The sequence below is a fragment of the Kitasatospora sp. NPDC057223 genome (assembly GCF_042669755.1).
Taxonomy (GTDB): Bacteria; Actinomycetota; Actinomycetes; order Streptomycetales; family Streptomycetaceae; genus Kitasatospora.
On record NZ_JBHUWW010000055.1, the window covers coordinates 1 to 17224 of the forward strand.

The 17224-nt window shown below is 74.2% G+C and carries 17 protein-coding genes; 15 read left to right on the top strand and 2 right to left on the bottom strand.

The window, feature by feature from the left end:
- Nucleotides 1-462 precede the first annotated feature (462 nt).
- The 15 genes from ACFUK0_RS20265 (at nt 463) to hypE (ending at nt 15530) form a co-directional block, all read left to right on the top strand.
- Nucleotides 463-2184: a hydrogenase maturation protein gene (locus tag ACFUK0_RS20265; RefSeq protein WP_380252066.1), complete on the top strand. Its 1722-nt coding sequence runs from the start codon at nt 463-465 to the stop codon at nt 2182-2184.
- Between the two features lie 140 nt (nt 2185-2324).
- Entirely contained in the window at nt 2325-3407 is a 1083-nt protein-coding gene (locus ACFUK0_RS20270; protein ID WP_380252068.1) for a hydrogenase expression protein HypE, read from the top strand.
- A gap of 75 nt (nt 3408-3482) precedes the next feature.
- The gene (locus ACFUK0_RS20275) at nt 3483-5267 is read left to right on the top strand and encodes a nickel-dependent hydrogenase large subunit (protein WP_380252070.1); all 1785 of its coding nucleotides are present in this window, start codon (nt 3483-3485) and stop codon (nt 5265-5267) included.
- On the top strand, nt 5264-5824 hold the full coding sequence (locus ACFUK0_RS20280; protein ID WP_380252072.1) for a hypothetical protein: 561 nt from the start codon (nt 5264-5266) through the stop codon (nt 5822-5824). Before ACFUK0_RS20275 ends, ACFUK0_RS20280 begins: the two co-directional genes overlap by 4 nt.
- On the top strand, nt 5821-6468 hold the full coding sequence (locus tag ACFUK0_RS20285; protein ID WP_380252074.1) for a DUF5947 family protein: 648 nt from the start codon (nt 5821-5823) through the stop codon (nt 6466-6468). Before ACFUK0_RS20280 ends, ACFUK0_RS20285 begins: the two co-directional genes overlap by 4 nt.
- Complete coding sequence (locus ACFUK0_RS20290; RefSeq protein ID WP_380252076.1) at nt 6465-7181, top strand: DUF6084 family protein; 717 nt, start codon at nt 6465-6467, stop codon at nt 7179-7181. Before ACFUK0_RS20285 ends, ACFUK0_RS20290 begins: the two co-directional genes overlap by 4 nt.
- On the top strand, nt 7178-8578 hold the full coding sequence (locus tag ACFUK0_RS20295; RefSeq protein ID WP_380252078.1) for a hypothetical protein: 1401 nt from the start codon (nt 7178-7180) through the stop codon (nt 8576-8578). Before ACFUK0_RS20290 ends, ACFUK0_RS20295 begins: the two co-directional genes overlap by 4 nt.
- A complete protein-coding gene (locus tag ACFUK0_RS20300) occupies nt 8575-9168 on the top strand; it encodes a hydrogenase maturation protease (RefSeq protein WP_380252080.1) in 594 nt (197 codons plus the stop codon). The genes ACFUK0_RS20295 and ACFUK0_RS20300 overlap by 4 nt, the downstream gene beginning before the upstream one ends.
- Nucleotides 9153-9254 carry a DUF6893 family small protein gene (locus ACFUK0_RS20305; protein ID WP_380252082.1) on the top strand — a complete coding sequence of 34 codons (102 nt, stop codon included), beginning with the start codon at nt 9153-9155 and terminating at the stop codon, nt 9252-9254. The genes ACFUK0_RS20300 and ACFUK0_RS20305 overlap by 16 nt, the downstream gene beginning before the upstream one ends.
- 177 nt (nt 9255-9431) lie before the next feature.
- The gene (hypA, locus tag ACFUK0_RS20310) at nt 9432-9812 is read left to right on the top strand and encodes a hydrogenase maturation nickel metallochaperone HypA (protein ID WP_380252084.1); all 381 of its coding nucleotides are present in this window, start codon (nt 9432-9434) and stop codon (nt 9810-9812) included.
- A gap of 4 nt (nt 9813-9816) precedes the next feature.
- The gene (gene hypB, locus ACFUK0_RS20315; protein ID WP_380252086.1) at nt 9817-10563 is read left to right on the top strand and encodes a hydrogenase nickel incorporation protein HypB; all 747 of its coding nucleotides are present in this window, start codon (nt 9817-9819) and stop codon (nt 10561-10563) included.
- A complete protein-coding gene (hypF, locus tag ACFUK0_RS20320) occupies nt 10560-12986 on the top strand; it encodes a carbamoyltransferase HypF (protein ID WP_380252088.1) in 2427 nt (808 codons plus the stop codon). Before hypB ends, hypF begins: the two co-directional genes overlap by 4 nt.
- A 39-nt stretch (nt 12987-13025) precedes the next feature.
- Nucleotides 13026-13325 carry a HypC/HybG/HupF family hydrogenase formation chaperone gene (locus ACFUK0_RS20325; RefSeq protein ID WP_380252090.1) on the top strand — a complete coding sequence of 100 codons (300 nt, stop codon included), beginning with the start codon at nt 13026-13028 and terminating at the stop codon, nt 13323-13325.
- A complete protein-coding gene (gene hypD / locus ACFUK0_RS20330) occupies nt 13322-14449 on the top strand; it encodes a hydrogenase formation protein HypD (RefSeq protein WP_380252092.1) in 1128 nt (375 codons plus the stop codon). Before ACFUK0_RS20325 ends, hypD begins: the two co-directional genes overlap by 4 nt.
- On the top strand, nt 14442-15530 hold the full coding sequence (gene hypE, locus ACFUK0_RS20335) for a hydrogenase expression/formation protein HypE (RefSeq protein WP_380252094.1): 1089 nt from the start codon (nt 14442-14444) through the stop codon (nt 15528-15530). Before hypD ends, hypE begins: the two co-directional genes overlap by 8 nt.
- A gap of 103 nt (nt 15531-15633) precedes the next feature.
- Here hypE and ACFUK0_RS20340 read toward each other — a convergent pair whose 3' ends face one another.
- Both ACFUK0_RS20340 and ACFUK0_RS20345 read right to left on the bottom strand, forming a co-directional pair.
- Nucleotides 15634-16254, bottom strand: a complete 621-nt coding sequence (locus ACFUK0_RS20340; protein WP_380252096.1) for a sigma-70 family RNA polymerase sigma factor — start codon at nt 16252-16254, stop codon at nt 15634-15636.
- Nucleotides 16255-16379: 125 nt separating this feature from the next.
- On the bottom strand, nt 16380-17144 hold the full coding sequence (locus ACFUK0_RS20345; RefSeq protein WP_380252098.1) for a hypothetical protein: 765 nt from the start codon (nt 17142-17144) through the stop codon (nt 16380-16382).
- Nucleotides 17145-17224: the final 80 nt, after the last annotated feature.

Sequence of the window (17224 nt, forward strand, 5' to 3'; positions counted from 1 at the left end):
GCCCCGGCCGCCGGTGCCGGCGCCGTAGCCGAGGCGAGCGCCGCCGCGGCGACCGCCGCCACCGCGACCGCGCGGCGGCCGGCCGGCCGCCTGGTCCGTCGTGATCCGTTCATCGAGTCCTCCCCTGGTGGAGCTCCCCCCGACGGGCCCGGACCGGTGGAACGGCCGGTGCCCACCGTCGGCGAGCCGTCCCCTCGGCCGCCTGATCGGCCTCGGCTCCCCTCCAGCTTCGGGGCAACTCCGCTTCTCCGTACCGGATTTCGAAAGAGTGGCCGAAAGAGCGGCGGCCGGCCGCCGCCGTCCGTCCGGGCGCCCCGCGGGCGCGACGCCTCCGGGCGGGTGCGGGAGCCGACCGGGTGACCTCCGGGGTATGGCTGCGCGCCGCACGCCGGTTCGTGGGGGACGATCGCTGCCGGCGGGGCCGGCGCTCGGGCACCGGCCCGGACGGCTCCGGAGGTCGAGATGCGGATCCTGCTCGTGGCGAGCGCGTTCAACAGCCTGACGCAGCGCGTGTTCGTCGAACTGCGCGACGCCGGGCATCATCTGACGGTGCATCTGGCGCACGGTGACGACCCGCTGCGGGAGGCCGTCCGCTCGCACGCGCCCGAGCTGATCGTCGCGCCGATGCTGAAGGCCGTGATCCCCCGGGACGTCTGGTCGCAGCATACCTGCCTCGTCGTCCACCCCGGCCCGCCCGGCGACCGCGGGCCCTCCTCGCTGGACTGGGCGATCCACGAGGGGGCGGAGCACTGGGGTGTGACGGTGCTCCGGGCGGACGAGCGGATGGACGCCGGCGACATCTGGGCCGACGAGCCCTTCCCGGTGCCGCCGGTCGGCAAGAGCGACCTGTACCGCAACGAGGCCTCTGACGCGGCCGTCCGGGCCGTCCTGCTCGCGGTCGGCCGGTTCGCCTCCGGGACGTACCTGCCGCGCCCGCAGCACGGGCCGGGCTGGGACGTCCCCGATCACACCCGGCCCTCCTTCGGCCAGGACCTGCGCCGGATCGACTGGGCGGCGGACCGGACCGAGACCGTCCTGCGCAAGCTGCGGGCGGCGGACTCCCGGCCCGGCGTCCTGGACGAGCTCCTCGGCCAGGAGTGGTACCTGCACGGCGGCCACCCGGAGGACGAGCTGCGCGGGCGGCCCGGCGAGCTGCTGGCGACGCGGGCCGGGGCACTGTGCCGGGCGACGGCCGACGGCGCGGTGTGGATCCCGGAACTGCGCGCGCGGCGCCGGCCCGGCGGCCCGCCGACGTTCAAACTGCCGGCCGTCCTGGCCCTGGGCGGGCTGCTGCCCCCGCTGCCCGAGGTGCCCGCGCCGGCGGAGCCGTCCGCGCACCGGCGGACCTGGACGGACATCGACTACCGGGAGGACGGCCCGGTCGGCCTGCTCCGGTTCTCCTTCCCCGGCGGCGCGATGAGCACCGGCCACTGCCGCCGCCTGCTGGACGCCTACCGCCTCGCCTGCGCCCGGCCGACCTCCGTCCTGGTGCTGGGCGGTGGCCGTGACTTCTTCTCCAACGGCATCCACCTCAACGTGATCGAGGCCTCGGCCTGCCCCGCCGAGGAGTCCTGGGCCAACATCAACGCCATGGACGACCTGGTCGAGACCGTCCTGACCACCACCGACCGGCTGGTGGTGGCCGCCGTCGGCGGCAACGCCTCGGCGGGCGGGGTGGCCCTCGCGCTGGCGGCGGACGAGGTGTGGTGCCGGGCCGGTGCCGTGCTGAACCCGCACTACCGGCTGATGGGCCTGTACGGCTCCGAGTACTGGACGTACACCCTGCCCCGGCGGGTCGGCGCGGCGACCGCGCAGGAGCTCACCCGGGCCGCCCTGCCGGTGAGCTCGGCGACGGCGGCCCGGCTCGGCCTGGCCGACCGGGTGATCGAGGCCGCCCCGGAGGCCTTCGGACGGGAGGCGGAGCGCCTCGCCGCGCTGCTGGCCGCCGGCCCGCTACTGCAGCAGCGGATCGCCGCGAAGAAGGCCGCCCGTGAGCGGGACGAGGAGATCCGGCCGCTCGCGGACCACCGGGAGCAGGAGCTGGCCCGGATGCACCGGAACTTCTTCGGACCGCAGGAGCCGTACCACGCCCTGCGGTCCGCGTTCGTCGGCAAGAGCCCCGCACCGGGAACGCCGCCGCAGCTGCTCCCCGAGGCACTCGATCCGGTGCGGCGCCGGGCCTGACCCGCCGGCCGCCCGCTCCGGTTGCGATCAGCGCCGCCACCGCTTCGGCCGCGCCCGGCGGCATGTACCGGCCGAGGTGCTGCTATCAAGAATTGAGTCCGTCATGTCGGACTTGTCCCAGTAGTTGAGGAGGCATCCTCATGGGTGCAACGGATACCACCAGCACGGGCCGCCCCGCACCGCCGGGCGGCCAGGACCTGCCGCTCGTGCACATCCTCTGGATCAACGCGGGCCTGAGCTGCGATGGCGACTCCGTGTCGCTGACCGCCGCGATGCAGCCCAGCATCGAGGAGATCGTCACCGGTGCGCTGCCCGGCCTGCCGCCGGTCGCCGTCCACTGGCCGCTGATCGACTTCGAGTGCGGGCCCGTCCAGGGCGCCGACAACTTCGTCGAGTGGTTCTTCAAGGCGGAGCGCGGCGAACTCGAACCCTTCGTCCTCGTGGTCGAGGGCTCGATCCCCAACGAGAAGATCAAAGAGGAGGGCTACTGGTGCGGTTTCGGCGACGACCCCGCCACCGGCCAGCCCATCACCACCAGTGAATGGCTCGACCGGCTCGCGCCCCGGGCGACCGCCGTCGTCGCCATCGGCACCTGTGCCACGTACGGCGGCATCCACGCCATGGCGGGCAATCCGACCGGCGCGATGGGCGTGCCCGACTACCTCGGCTGGGACTGGACCTCCAAGGCGGGCCTGCCGATCGTCTGCGTGCCCGGCTGCCCGATCCAGCCCGACAACTTCTCCGAGACCCTGGTCTACCTGCTCTACCAGCTGGCCGGCTCCGCGCCGATGATCCCGCTGGACGACAAGCTGCGCCCCACCTGGCTGTTCGGTGCGACCGTGCACGAGGGCTGCGACCGGGCGGGCTACTACGAGCAGGGCCAGTTCGCCACCGAGTACGGCTCGCCGCAGTGCCTGGTCAAACTGGGCTGCTGGGGCCCGGTGGTGAAGTGCAACGTCCCCAAGCGGGGCTGGATCAACGGTGTCGGCGGCTGCCCGAACGTCGGCGGCATCTGCATCGCCTGCACCATGCCCGGGTTCCCCGACAAGTTCATGCCGTTCATGGACGAGCCGCCGGGCGGCAAGGTCTCCAGCACCGCGAGCACCGCGTACGGCGTGGTGATCCGCAAGCTGCGGTCCATCACCGCGAAGACCGTCGACAAGGAGCCCAGGTGGCGCCACGGCGGCGAGAAGCTGACGACCGGCTACCGCCCGCCCTGGTGACGCCCTGACGCCGTACCAGCCGGCCGGCTTCTCCGCCCGGTGACCACCCGACCCACGGAAGGCACGAGACAGACGATGGCACCGACGACGAAGACGGCCGGCGACGGCAGCGGCCTGACCGAGATGTCCTGGGATCCGATCACCCGGATCGTGGGCAGTCTCGGGATCCACACGAAGATCGACTTCAAGCAGAAGAAGGTCGCCGAGTGCTACAGCACCTCGTCGGTCTTCCGCGGCTACAGCGTCTTCATGCGCGGCAAGGACCCGCGTGACGCGCACTTCATCACCAGCCGGATCTGCGGCATCTGCGGCGACAACCACGCGACCTGTTCGGTGTACGCGCAGAACATGGCGTACGGCGTGAAGCCGCCGCACCTGGCCGAGTGGATCATCAACCTCGGCGAGGCCGCCGAGTACATGTTCGACCACAACATCTTCCAGGAGAACCTGGTCGGGGTGGACTACTGCGAGAAGATGGTCCGCGAGACCAACCCCGGCGTGCTGGACCTGGCCGAGCGCACCGAGGCCCCGCACGCGGGCGACCACGGTTACAGGACCATCGCCGACATCATGCGCTCGCTGAACCCGATCGAGGGCGAGTTCTACCGCGAGGCCCTCCAGGTCAGCCGCTACACCCGGGAGATGTTCTGCCTGATGGAGGGCCGCCACGTGCACCCCTCCACGCTCTACCCGGGCGGCGTCGGCACCGTCGCCAGCGTCCAGCTGTTCACCGACTACCTCAGCCGGCTGATGCGCTACGTGGAGTTCATGAAGCGCGTCGTCCCGCTCCACGACGACCTGTTCGACTTCTTCTACCAGGCGCTGCCCGGGTACGAGGAGGTCGGCCGGCGCCGCATCATGCTCGGCTGCTGGGGCAGCCTCAACGACCCCGACCACTGCGACTTCACCTACCGCAACATGACGGACTGGGGCCGGCGGATGTTCGTCACCCCCGGCATCGTGGTGGACGGCAAGCTCGTCACCAACGACCTCACCGAGATCAACCTCGGCATCCGGATCCTGCTCGGCAGCTCCTACTACCAGGACTGGGAGGGCCAGGAGCAGTTCGTCACCCACGACCCGCTCGGCAACCCCGTCGACCCGCGCCACCCGTGGAACCAGCACACCATCCCGGCCCCGCAGAAGCGCAACTTCGAGGACAAGTACAGCTGGGTGATGTCCCCGCGCTGGTTCGACGGCAAGGACTACCTCGCGCTGGACACCGGCGGCGGCCCGCTCGCCCGGCTCTGGTCCACGGCGCTGTCCGGCCTGGTCGACTTCGGGTACGTCAAGGCCACCGGCCACAGCGTGCGGATCAACCTGCCGCGCACCATGACCAAGCCGGAGACCACCTTCGAGTGGAAGATCCCGCAGTGGAGCAACGCGATCGAGCGCAACCGCGCCCGGACGTACTTCCAGGCCTACGCGGCCGGCGCCGCCCTGCACTTCGCCGAGAAGGCGCTCGCCGAGGTCCGCGCCGGGCGCACCCAGACCTGGGAGAAGTTCGAGGTGCCGGACGAGGGGCTGGGCTGCGGCTTCACCGAAGCCGTGCGCGGCGTGCTCTCGCACCACATGGTGATCCGCGACGGCAAGATCGCCAACTACCACCCGTACCCGCCGACCCCGTGGAACGCCAGCGTCCGCGACACCTACGGTACCCCCGGCCCGTACGAGGACGCCGTCCAGAACACCCCGATCTTCGAGGAGAACTCCCCGGAGAACTTCAAGGGCATCGACATCATGCGCGCCGTCCGCAGCTTCGACCCCTGCCTGCCCTGCGGCGTGCACATGTACGTCGGCGACGGGCGGACCGTGCAGAAGATGCACGTGCCCACCGGGCTGAGCGGGATGGGCGGATGAGCACGGCGACCGAGCCCGGCCGGGTGAACGCCGAGCAGACCGGACGCCGGGTCGAGGAGCTGCTCGACCGGCTGGCGGCCACCGGGGACGGAGCGGCCCACGCGGCCGCCGAGGACCTCGTCCGCGCCCTGATGGACTTCTACGGTGCCGGACTCGCCCGCACCCTCGCCCTGCTCACCGAGCAGGCCGGCCCCGGCTCGCCCGTCCTCGGCCGGCTGCTGGAGGACGAGCTGGTGGCCGGCCTGCTGGTGCTGCACGACCTGCACCCGTGGGACGTCACCGCCCGCATCGACCGGGCGCTCAGCACCGTCCGGGCCCACCCCGCCGAGGTACTGGCCTTCGATCCGGACACCGGCGTGCTCCGGCTGCGGCTCGCCGCCGACCCGGGCGGCGGCTGCGGCTGCGGGAGCGGCGACGCCGGCGCGCAGCAGGCCGTCGAAGGCGCCCTCGCCTGCTTCGCGCCCGAGGTCACGGCCGTCGAGCTGGAGCAGCCCGAACCGCGCGCCGCCGCACCGGTGCTGCTGCAGATCGGCCCCCGACCGGTGGAGGCCGGATGAACGCGCCCGCGCCGGCCCGGCCCGGCACGGCCGCCCTGCGCCGGCTGCGCGCGCCCGCACCGCCGCAACCCGAACGCTGCGAACTGTGCGGCCGGCAGGTGCCGCCCGGCCACCGCCACCTGGTCGAGACCGAGCAGCGCACGCTGGCCTGCGCCTGCCAGGCCTGCACCCTGCTGTTCGAGCACGGCGGCGCCGGCCACGGCCGCTACCGAGCCGTCCCCGACCGCTACCTGGCCGACCCCGGCCACCGGCTGGACGACGGCGCCTGGGAGCAGCTCCAGATCCCGGTCAGCACCGCGTTCTTCTTCCGCAACGCGGCCCTTGAGCGCCTGGTCGCCCTCTACCCGAGCCCGGCCGGTGCGACCGAGAGCGAACTCGACCCGCAGACCTGGGAGGCCGTGCTCGGCCGCAGCGCCCTCGCGGCCCGGCTGGAGCCGGACGTCGAGGCACTGCTGCTCCGGCGCGAACCCGGCGGCAGCGAGTGCTACCTGGTGCCGATCGACGTCTGCTACGAACTGGTGGGGCGGATGCGCCTGCACTGGCAGGGCTTCGACGGCGGCGCCGAGGCGCGCTCCGACCTCGACGCGTTCTTCCAACGCGTCCGGAGCCGGGCCCGTACGGTCGAGGGCGGTGCACTGCCGTGACCGAACTGACCTTCACCTGCACCGGGGTGCGCGCCGACCCGTACGCGGCCGGCCCGACCCTGGTCTTCCGGCTGCGGATCACCGCCGCCGACGACGCCCGGGTGCACGCCCTCGCGCTGCGCTGCCAGCTGCGGATCGAACCCGCCCGGCGGCGCTACGGCGACGGCGAGGGGGAGCGGCTCGCCGACCTGTTCGGCGAACGCTCCCGCTGGGGCAGCACGCTGAACCCGGTGCAGTTCGCCCAGGTCTCGCTGACCGTCCCCGGGTTCACCGGTGAGACCGAGGCCGACCTCGTGGTGCCCTGCACCTACGACATGGACATCGCCGCGTCCCGCTACCTCGGCGCCCTGGAGGACGGCGAGGCGCCACTGCTGCTGCTGTTCTCCGGCACCGCGTTCACCGGCGCCGCCGGGTTCCGGGTCGAACCGGTGCCCTGGGACCGCGAGGCGCGCTGTGCGATGCCCGTCGGCGTCTGGCACCAGATGATCGAGCAGCACTTCCCCGGCTGCGGCTGGATCCGGCTGCCGCACGACACCATGGACGCCCTGCTCGGCTACCGCTCCCGGCACGCCCTGCCCTCCTGGGAGGCGACCGTCGAGGCCCTGCTGGCGGCTTCCGCCGCGCCCTCCGGGCCGCGCCGTGCGCGGGTGTTCGCCAGACCCGTGCCCGCCGGACCCGTCGCACCCCTGCCGACCGAAGGGACCACACGGTGACCACCAGTACGGCCGGGCCCGAGGCGGACTCACGCTTCGCCGCCGCCCGCAAGATCGCCGACGCCGTCCTCTTCGAGGGCTACGTGCTCTACCCGTACCGCGCCTCGGCCGCCAAGAACCGGCTGCGCTGGCAGTTCGGCGTGCTCGTCCCGCCGTCCTGGGGGGCCGACAGCGCCGAACACTCCGCGCAGCGCACCGAGTGCCTGATGGAACCGCGCCGGGGGGCCCGCCTGATGGTCGAGGTGCGGTTCCTGCGCGCCTGCCGGCGCACCGTGGAACGCGCCCTCCCGGGCTGGGCGTTCGAGGCGACCGACGCGCTGGAACTGCCCGACCGGGTGCTCGTCCCCTGGGACGAGGGCGTCGAGGAGCGCATCGAACTCAGCCTGCCGGTCGACGAACTGGCCGGCGAGGGGGTGAGCGTCCCGTTCAGCCGGCCGGCCACGGAGGAAACCGAGATCGTCCACACCGAGGAGGGGCAGGTGACCGGACGCCTGCTGCGCCGCTGCGAGCAGGTGGACGGCCTGCTGCGGGTGCGGACCACCGAAGTGCCCGGCCCCTACGCGGTGCTGAGGCTCACCGCCGAACTGGCGAACGCCTCCGGCTGGGCCCCGCCGGAGGGCGCCGGCCGCGACGCCGCGCTGCCGCACTCGCTCGTCTCGGCCCACCTGCTGCTCGGCCTCACCGACGGGGCGTTCCTCTCGATGACCGACCCGCCCGAGTGGGCCAGGGGCGCGAGCGCCGAGTGCCGCAACGAGCACACCTGGCCCGTCCTGGCCGGCGAGCAGGGCCGCAGCGACGTGCTGCTCTCCTCCCCGATCATCCTGGAGGACCACCCGATGATCGCGCCCGAGAGCGTCGGCACGCTCTACGACGCCACCGAGATCGACGAGATCCTCGCCCTGCGCACAGCAACCCTGACCGAGCAGGAGAAACGCGAGGCCCGGGGCACCGACGCCCGGGCGGGCGCCGTGATCGACCTCGCCGACTCGATGCCCCCCGAGGTGTGGGAGCGGCTGCACGGCGCCGTCCGGGCCCTGCGCGAGATCACCGGGCCCGACGAGCCCGGCCCGGCGCCCGGCGCACCGCCCGGGACCCCCTGGTGGGACCCGGGCGCCGACCGCAGCGTCGACCCGGACAACGACCGGGTGCAGATCGGCGCGGTCTCGGTCGGCGCGGGCAGCCGCGTCCTGCTGAAGCCGGGGCTGCGCCGCACCGACGCCCAGGACCTCTTCCTGCACGGACGCGGCGCCCTGGTCGAGGCGGTCCTGCACGACGTGGACGGCTCCGTGCACCTGGCGGTGACCGTCGAGGACGACCCGGGCGCGGACCTCTGGCGCGAACAGGGCAGGTTCCTGTACTTCCAGCCCGACGAGGTCGTGCCGCTGGAGGCGACGTGAGCGGCCTGCGGGCACCCGGCGACGGGAGGATCCTGGTGGCCGGCGTCGGCAACATCTTCCTCGGCGACGACGGCTTCGGCGTGGAGACGGTCGGCCGGCTCGCCGGCCACGAGCTGCCCGAGCAGGTCGAGGTGGCCGACTTCGGCGTCCGCGGCGTCCACCTGGCCTACCAGCTCCTGGACGGCTACCGGATGCTCGTCCTGGTCGACGCCACCGCGCGCGGCGGCGAGCCGGGCACCGTCTACCTGATCGAGGCGGCGGCCCCCGGCGAGGTGGAGCCGCAGGCCCCGGTGCTCGACGGGCACCGGATGGGCCCGGACGCGGTACTGGCCCTGCTGGACACGCTCAGCGCCGGGACCGGCGGCACACCGCCCGGGCGCGTGCTCGTGGTCGGCTGCGAACCGCGGTCGCTGGAGGAGGGCATCGGGCTCAGCGAGCCGGTCGCCGCCGCCGTCGACGAAGCCGTCCGGGTGGTGCTGCGCCTGGTACGGGACGAAGTCGGGAACACCGCGGCGGCCGCCGCGGACCGGCCGGCCGCCCTGGCCGGCGACCGGGATGAGAGAAGGGCACCAGCATGCGGAAAATCCTGATCATCGGCCTGGCCGGAGCCGTCGGCTTCGTCCTCGTGCAGAGCCTGCCCGACATCAGGCGCTACCTGCGGATCCGCGCCATGTAGCCGTGCGGCCGCCCGGGCCGGCCCGCGGCCGGCCGAGTTGCGGCGAATGGCGTAGCTGCGGGCGGGGTGACGGCGCGGCTGCCGGAGCGCGCGGTCACCCCGCCCTGTAATGAGCCCGTACGGAGCGTCCGCCGCGAGGCGGGCCCGGGCCGGCGACCACGCGCGGGAAAGAGGCCGATGCACGAGATGTCGATCGCCATGGCCGTGGTGGAACAGGTGGAGGAGGCCGCGCGGGCAGCCGGCGTCACCGCCGTCGAAGCCGTCCACCTCCAGGTCGGCCAACTCGCCGGAGTCGTCCCGGAGGCACTCGCGTTCTGCTTCGAACTCGCCTGCTCCGGCAGCGTGCTGGAGGGCGCCGAGCTGGTCGCCGAACCCGTCGAGGCCCGGGCCCGGTGCGCGCCGTGCGCCGTCGAATGGCCGCCCGGCATGCCACCGGACCTGGTCTGCCCGCAGTGCGGCGGAGCCCGCGCCGAACTGCTGGCGGGGCGCGAACTCCAGATCACCGGCGTGCGGTGGGCCGACGGCCCGGCGCTCGCCCGAGCCCACCAGGAAGGCTGAGCCCATGTGCCGAGTCGTCGACCTGCAACAGGCCGTGCTCGCCAAGAACGACCGGAGCGCCCAGGACCTGCGCGCCGAACTCGCGGCGCGCGGCACCGTCGCCGTCAACCTGCTGTCCAGCCCGGGGAGCGGCAAGACCGCGCTGCTGGAGACCGAGCTCGCGCTCGCCCGGCAGCGGGGGATCCCGGTCGCCGCCCTCACCGCCGACCTGGCCACCGAGAACGACGCGCTGCGGCTCGCCCGCTCCGGGGTGCCCGTCAAACAGGTGCTCACCGACGGGCTCTGCCACCTGGAGGCCGGGATGCTCCGCGGCCACCTGGCGGGCTGGCTGCCCGAGGACACCCGGCTGCTGTTCGTCGAGAACGTCGGCAACCTCGTCTGCCCCGCCTCCTACGACCTCGGCGAGTCCCTCCGGGTCGCCCTCGCCTCGGTCACCGAGGGCGAGGACAAGCCGCTGAAGTACCCGACGGCGTTCGGGCTGGCGAGCCTGGTCGTGGTGACCAAGACCGACATCGCCGACGCCGTCGGCTTCGACGAGGCCGCCTTCCGCGCCAACGTCGAGCAGGTCAACCCCGGGGTGGAGGTGCTGTTCACCTCCGCCCGCACCGGCGCCGGCACCGGCCGGCTGCTCGACCGCGCGCTCGCCGTCCTGGACGGACAGCCGGTGCACCGGCCGGTGATGGCCGGGCAGCCCGTCGCCCACGCCCACCCGCACCCGCACCCGCACGCTCCGGTGGGGAAGCCGTCTTGACGGTCCGGCAGGACCTCGCCACCCGGCAGCGGCGGCGGGTCGCCGTCCGAGGGGTCGTGCAGGGCGTCGGGTTCCGGCCGTTCGTCTTCACCCTCGCCACCGGCCTCGGGCTGCACGGACAGGTGACCAACACCGGTGAGGGCGTGACTGTCGAGGTCGAGGGCCACCCGGCCGCCCTCGACGACTTCTGCCGGCGGATCGCCGCCGAGGCGCCGCCGCTGGCCGTGGTCGAGTCCGTGGCCCACGAGGCGCTGGCACCCACCGGCGGCCAGGGCTTCGCCATCACCGTCTCCCGTCCCGGCGGCGCCGCCCGCGCCCTGATCCCGCCCGACATCGCGACCTGCGCGGACTGCCTCGCCGAGCTGACCGACCCGGCCGACCGCCGTTACCGCCACCCGTTCATCACCTGTACCAACTGCGGCCCGCGCTTCACCATCGTCACCGCCCTGCCCTACGACCGGGCCGCCACCACCATGGCCGGCTTCCCGATGTGCCCGGCCTGCGCGCGGGAGTACGGCGACCCGGCCGACCGCCGCTTCCACGCCCAGCCCGTCGCCTGCCACGACTGCGGCCCCCGGCTCGGCCTGGCCGTACCGGGCGAGCCCGGCCGCACCGGCGCCGACGCCCTGACCCGGGCCCGGCGACTGCTCGCCGACGGCGCGATCCTCGCCGTCAAGGGCATCGGCGGTTACCACCTGGCCTGCGACGCCGCGAACCCGGCGGCGGTCGCCCTGCTGCGCCGCCGCAAGGGCCGGGGCGACAAGCCGTTCGCGCTGATGGCCCGGGAGCTGTCCGACATCGAACCGCTGGCCCGGATGGGCACCGAGGAGCGGGAGTTGCTCACCGGGCCGGTGCGGCCCGTCGTGCTGCTGCGCCGCCGCCCCGGCGGCTCCGCGGTCGCCGACAGCGTCGCCCCGCGCAGCCCCGACCTGGGCGTGATGCTCCCCTACACGCCGCTGCACACCCTGCTGCTCGGCCTCCCCGGGGACCCCGGGGGCCCCCGGCTGATCGTCCTGACCAGCGCCAACCGCTCCGGCGAGCCGATCGTCACCGACGACGAGGAGGCCCGCGAACTGCTGGCCCCGCTCGCCGACGGCCTGCTGGCCCACGACCGCCCGATCCACGTGCCGTGCGACGACTCGGTCGTCCGGGTCTGCGACGGCGAACCCCTGCCGGTACGCCGCTCACGCGGGTACGCGCCGCTGCCGCTGGCGCTCCCGCTGCCCGTCCGGCCCGCGCTCGCGGTCGGCGGGGACCTCAAGAACGTGTTCTGCCTCGCCGCCGGCCGCCGCGCCTGGCTGTCCGGGCACCTCGGCGACATGGGCGACCTGGCCACGCTGCGCGCCTTCGACCGCGCCGTGGGCCAGTTGGGAGCCGTCACCGGCGTCGAGCCCGACCTGCTCGTCGCCGACCGCCACCCCCGCTACCGCTCGGCGCAGTGGGCGCGGCGCGCCGCCGCCGGGCGCCCGGTGGTCCGCGTGCAGCACCACCACGCCCACGTCGCCGCCGCGATGGCCGAACACGGCCTGGACGGAAGCGGGCCGGTGATCGGGGTCGCCTTCGACGGCACCGGCTACGGGGACGACGGAGCGGTGTGGGGCGGCGAGATCCTGCTCGCCGACTACGACGGGTTCCGCCGGTTCGCCCGGCTCGGGTACGTGCCGCTGCCCGGCGGGGACGCCACGGTCGAGCGCCCGTACCGGATGGCGCTCGCCCACCTGCACGCCGCCGGGCTCGGATGGGATGCTGACCTGCCCTGCGTGGCGCACTGCCCGCCGGACGAACGCCGCCTGCTCGCGCGGCAGTTGGAACGCGACCTGAACTGCGTGCCGACCTCCAGCATGGGCCGGATGTTCGACGCGGTGGCCTCCCTCGCCGGTGTCTGCCAGCTCGCCGGCTACGAGGCCCAGGCGGCGATCGAGCTCGAAGCCGCCGCCGTGCAGCACGGCGACACCGGTGGCGGGTACGCGTTCGCGCTGCGGCCGGGCGCGGACGGCCCGGACGGCTTGGACGGCTTGGAGGGCCTGGGGGGCTTGGGGGGCGCCGAGCTGGTCGCCGACCCGGCGCCGGTCCTGGCCGCCGTGGTCGCCGACCTGCGGGCGGGCACCGCCGCCGGCGCGATCGCGGCGCGGTTCCACCACGCGGTGGCCGGCCTGGTCGGGGAGGCCTGCCGGCGGGCGCGGGAGCGGCACGGGCTGGAGACGGTGGCGCTGACCGGCGGTGTCTTCGCCAACACGCTGCTCTCCTCGGCCTGCGCCCGGAGCCTGCGCGCCGACGGGTTCACCGTGCTGCGCCACCGCCTGGTGCCACCGAACGACGGCGGGCTGGCGCTCGGCCAGCTGATGGTCGCCGCCCGCACCGGGCCGACGGCGGTGCGCGCCGGGAGCAGCCGGCAGCGGGACGGACAACCCGGCCGGTCGTGAGCCCGGCCGTGAGGCCCTGGAGAGGAAGAGGAGATCCCGATGTGCCTGGCAGTACCCGGAAAAGTGCTGGAGATCGAGGAGCGGGACGGCACGCGCATGGCCGTCGTCGACTTCGGCGGTGTGCTCAAGGACGTCTGTCTGGAGTACCTGCCGGACCTGAAGGTGGGGGAGTACGCCGTCGTCCACGTCGGGTTCGCCCTGCAGAAGCTGGACGAGGAGTCGGCCCTGAAGACCCTCGAACTGTTCAGCGAACTCGGCCTGCTCCAGGAGGAGTTCGGTGATCCGTGGGAGGCGGCGGCCGGTGCCGGTGCGGTGCCCGTGAAGGAGGGCCAGGAGTGAAGTACCTGGAGGAGTTCCAGAACCCGGAGCTGGCCCGGCGGCTGCTCGACGACATCCGCGCCACGGTGACCAGGCCGTGGGCGCTGATGGAGGTGTGCGGCGGGCAGACGCACACCATCATCCGGCACGGAATCGACCAGCTGCTGCCCGATGGGGTCGAGTTGATCCACGGGCCGGGCTGCCCGGTGTGCGTGACCCCGCTGGAGGTGATCGACAAGGCGCTGGAGATCGCCTCCCGGCCGGGGGTGATCTTCTGCTCCTTCGGCGACATGCTGCGGGTGCCCGGCACCGACCGCGACCTCTTCCGGGTGCGCGGCGAGGGCGGGGACGTCCGGGTCGTGTACTCGCCGCTGGACGCGCTCAAGGTCGCCCGGGACAACCCGGACCGCGAGGTGGTGTTCTTCGGCATCGGCTTCGAGACCACCGCCCCGCCCAACGCCATGACCGTCCACCAGGCGCGCAGGCTGGGCATCCGCAACTTCAGCCTGCTGGTCTCGCACGTGCGGGTACCGCCCGCGATCGAGGCCATCATGACCTCGCCGGACTGCCGGGTCCAGGGCTTCCTCGCGGCCGGCCACGTGTGCAGCGTGATGGGCGTCGAGGAGTACCCGGAGCTGGCCGAGCGCCACCGGGTGCCGATCGTGGTGACCGGCTTCGAGCCGCTGGACATCCTGGAGGGGATCCGCCGCACCGTCCGCCAGCTGGAGCGCGGCGAACACCGCGTGGAGAACGCCTACCCGCGCGCGGTACGGCCGGAGGGCAACCCCGCCGCCAAGGCGATGCTGGCGGACGTCTTCGAGGTCACCGACCGCGCCTGGCGCGGCATCGGGGTGATCCCGCGCAGCGGCTGGCGGCTCTCGCCGCGCTACCGCGAGTTCGACGCCGAGCACCGTTTCGAGGTCACCGGCATCACCACCTGCGAACCGGCCGAGTGCCGCAGCGGGGAAGTGCTCCAGGGCCTGCTGAAGCCGAACCAGTGCGAGGCGTTCGGCACCACCTGCACCCCGCGCAGCCCGCTCGGCGCCACCATGGTCTCCAGCGAGGGTGCCTGCGCGGCCTACTACCTGTACCGGCGGCTCGGCATGCCGGCCGCAGCACCCCTGGAGGCGAGCCCCGTTGCCTGACACCACCGACGTGCGCGAGACCGGAGCGCAGGCGCCCGACTTCTCCGGCTGGAGCTGCCCGCTGCCGCTGCGCGACCACCCGAGAGTCGTGATGGGCCACGGCGGCGGCGGGGCGATGTCCGCCGAACTGGTCGAGCACATCTTCGCGCCGGCCTTCGGCGGGCAGGTGCTCGCCTCGCTCGGCGACTCGGCCGCGCTCACCCTGGGCGGCGCGCGGCTCGCCTTCTCCACCGACTCGTTCGTCGTGCGGCCGCTGTTCTTCCCCGGCGGCAGCATCGGCGACCTCGCGGTCAACGGCACCGTCAACGACCTCGCCATGAGCGGCGCCCGCCCGGCCTACCTCTCCTGTGCGTTCATCCTGGAGGAGGGCGTCGAGATGTCGGTGGTCGCCCGCGTCGCCCAGGCGCTCGGCGAGGCCGCCCGGCGGGCCGGCGTCGAGGTGGTGACCGGCGACACCAAGGTCGTCGAGGCCGGTCACGGGGACGGCATCTACCTCAACACCGCGGGCATCGGGCTGATCCCGGCCGGCGTGGACATCCGCGCGCAGCGGGCCGCCCCGGGCGACGTGGTGATCGTCAGCGGCGACATCGGCGTGCACGGTGTGGCGGTGATGAGCGTGCGCGAGGGCCTGGAGTTCGGCGTGGCCGTCGAGAGCGACTGCGCGGCGCTCGGCGGCCTGGTCGAGACGATGCTCGCGGTCACCCCCGACCTGCACGTGCTGCGCGACCCCACCCGGGGCGGCCTCGGCGCCGCGCTGAACGAGATCGCGGTCGCCGCCGGGGTGGGGGTCGTCGTCCAGGAGCGGAGCATCCCGGTGCCGCCGGCGGTGGCGAACGCCTGCGCCCTGCTCGGCCTCGACCCGATGTACGTCGCGAACGAGGGCAAACTCGTCGCCTTCGTCCCGCGCGAGCACGCCGACGCCGTCCTCGACGCGATGCGGGCCCACCCGCTCGGCGCCCGGGCCGCGGTGATCGGCGAGTGCGTCCCCGACCACCCCGGCATGGTGGTCGCCCGCACCGGGCTGGGCGGCACCCGGGTGGTGGACCTGCCGATCGGTGAGCAACTGCCGCGGATCTGCTGAGCGGCAGCGCCCGGCCGTGCGGCGTCGGCGCCGTCGGTGCGGACGGCCGGCGGGGCGCGGGGACAACCAGGACCCCGTGCCCCGCCGGCCGGTTCACCGGCGGTCAGGCCGCGCAGCCCACCAGTGACGGCGGCCGCTCCGCGTCCGCGAGCAGCTCGATCAGGGCCGTACGCGCCCGGAACACCCGGGAGCGCACCGTCCCGATCGGGCAGCCCGCCAGCACCGCCGCCTCCTCGTACGGCAGCCCCAGCATGGTGGTCAGCACGAATGCCTCCAGCCGCTCCGAGGGCAGCGTGGCCAGCAGATCCGTCAGTACCACGCCCTCGTCGAAGCCGGGCAGTCCGCGCGGCTGGGCGCCCTCGACCACCGTCTGCCAGTCGTCGGTGTCCAGCAGCCGGGGCCGGGTGGCCGCGAAGCGGAAGCGGTCCGCGACGGTGCGGCGGGCGATCGACAGCAGCCACGTCCGTGCGGACGACCGGCCCTCGAACCCCGGCAGGCTGCGCAGCGCCCGCAGGTAGGTGTCCTGCGTCAGGTCGTCGGCGGCCTGCGGGTCCGCACTCAGGTGCGCCACGTACCGCCAGACGTCCTGGCGGGTGGCGCGTACGAAGGTGTCCACGGCGGCCGGGTCGCCGTCACGGGCGGCCAGCGCCCAGGACGTCACCGTCGCGTCGTCGTACAGGGACCGGTGGCGGGAGGAACGCGCGCGTGGCAGGGCATGAGTCATCGCCAGGAGTCCTTCTCGGGAGGTGGAGGCGGCCCTCGGCCGCGGGACCGTGCCGGAGCACGCGCAAGCGCCGCCGCACCCGGCAGGGCACGGCGTCGGCGGACGCGAGTCCGGGGGGAGAGCCGTCAGACGGCTGCGACCCCGGCGGGCGGTCCCCGAGAAGTGACGGCGTGGATGAGCAGCAGCTGCCGCAGCGGGCGCGCGGAGTCGGCGCGCAGCGGGCGCAGGGGAGGCCGGTGCGGCGGGTGCGCGGCCCGGAGCAGCAGGAGCACGGGTGCGAACAGCCGGCCGGCGACGGTGCGGCCGAGCCCGAACACGGCCCGCTCGCCGGCCGACAGCCACAGGCCGCACAGCAGCGCCGCGAGCAGGTGGACCGCCAGCATGCCCGCCGCCCCGCCGCCGTGGTGGGACGGCGGGGCCGACACGGTGGTGGTCAACAGGGTGGCGGCATGGTGCACATGGGAGCCCATCGCCATGCCCGGGTCCATGTCCATCCCCGGCATGTCGGCCGGTTCGACGGTCAGACCGCCGCCGCCGAGGCCCGCCGCGGCCACCAGCTGCGCGGTGGCGGCGGGCGAGGCGGGGTGCGGGCCGCACAGCAGCAGCTGCGCCCACTGCCCGGCCAGGCCGGTGCCGTCCGGAGTCGGAGCGGCGGCGGCCTGGCCCAGCGAGAACAGGACGTGCAGCGCCACCTGCGCCCCGACGGTCGAGGCGGTCACCGGCAGCGGACCGCGCTCGCGCCCGGCGAGCCACCAGGCGCCGCCCACGGCGCCGGCGAACGCGGCGGCCAGCGGCCACCAGGGCACGGCCGTACCGGACATCAGCACGTGGCCGAGGGATGCGAGCAGCACGCAGATGGCCGCGAACACCGCGGCCCGTCCCGTGCGCATACCTCGTCCCACAACCATGGCCGGTTCATCGTTGCACCCGGCGTGCGCCGGTCACAGAGTCGGGTCGGACAAAAATCCCG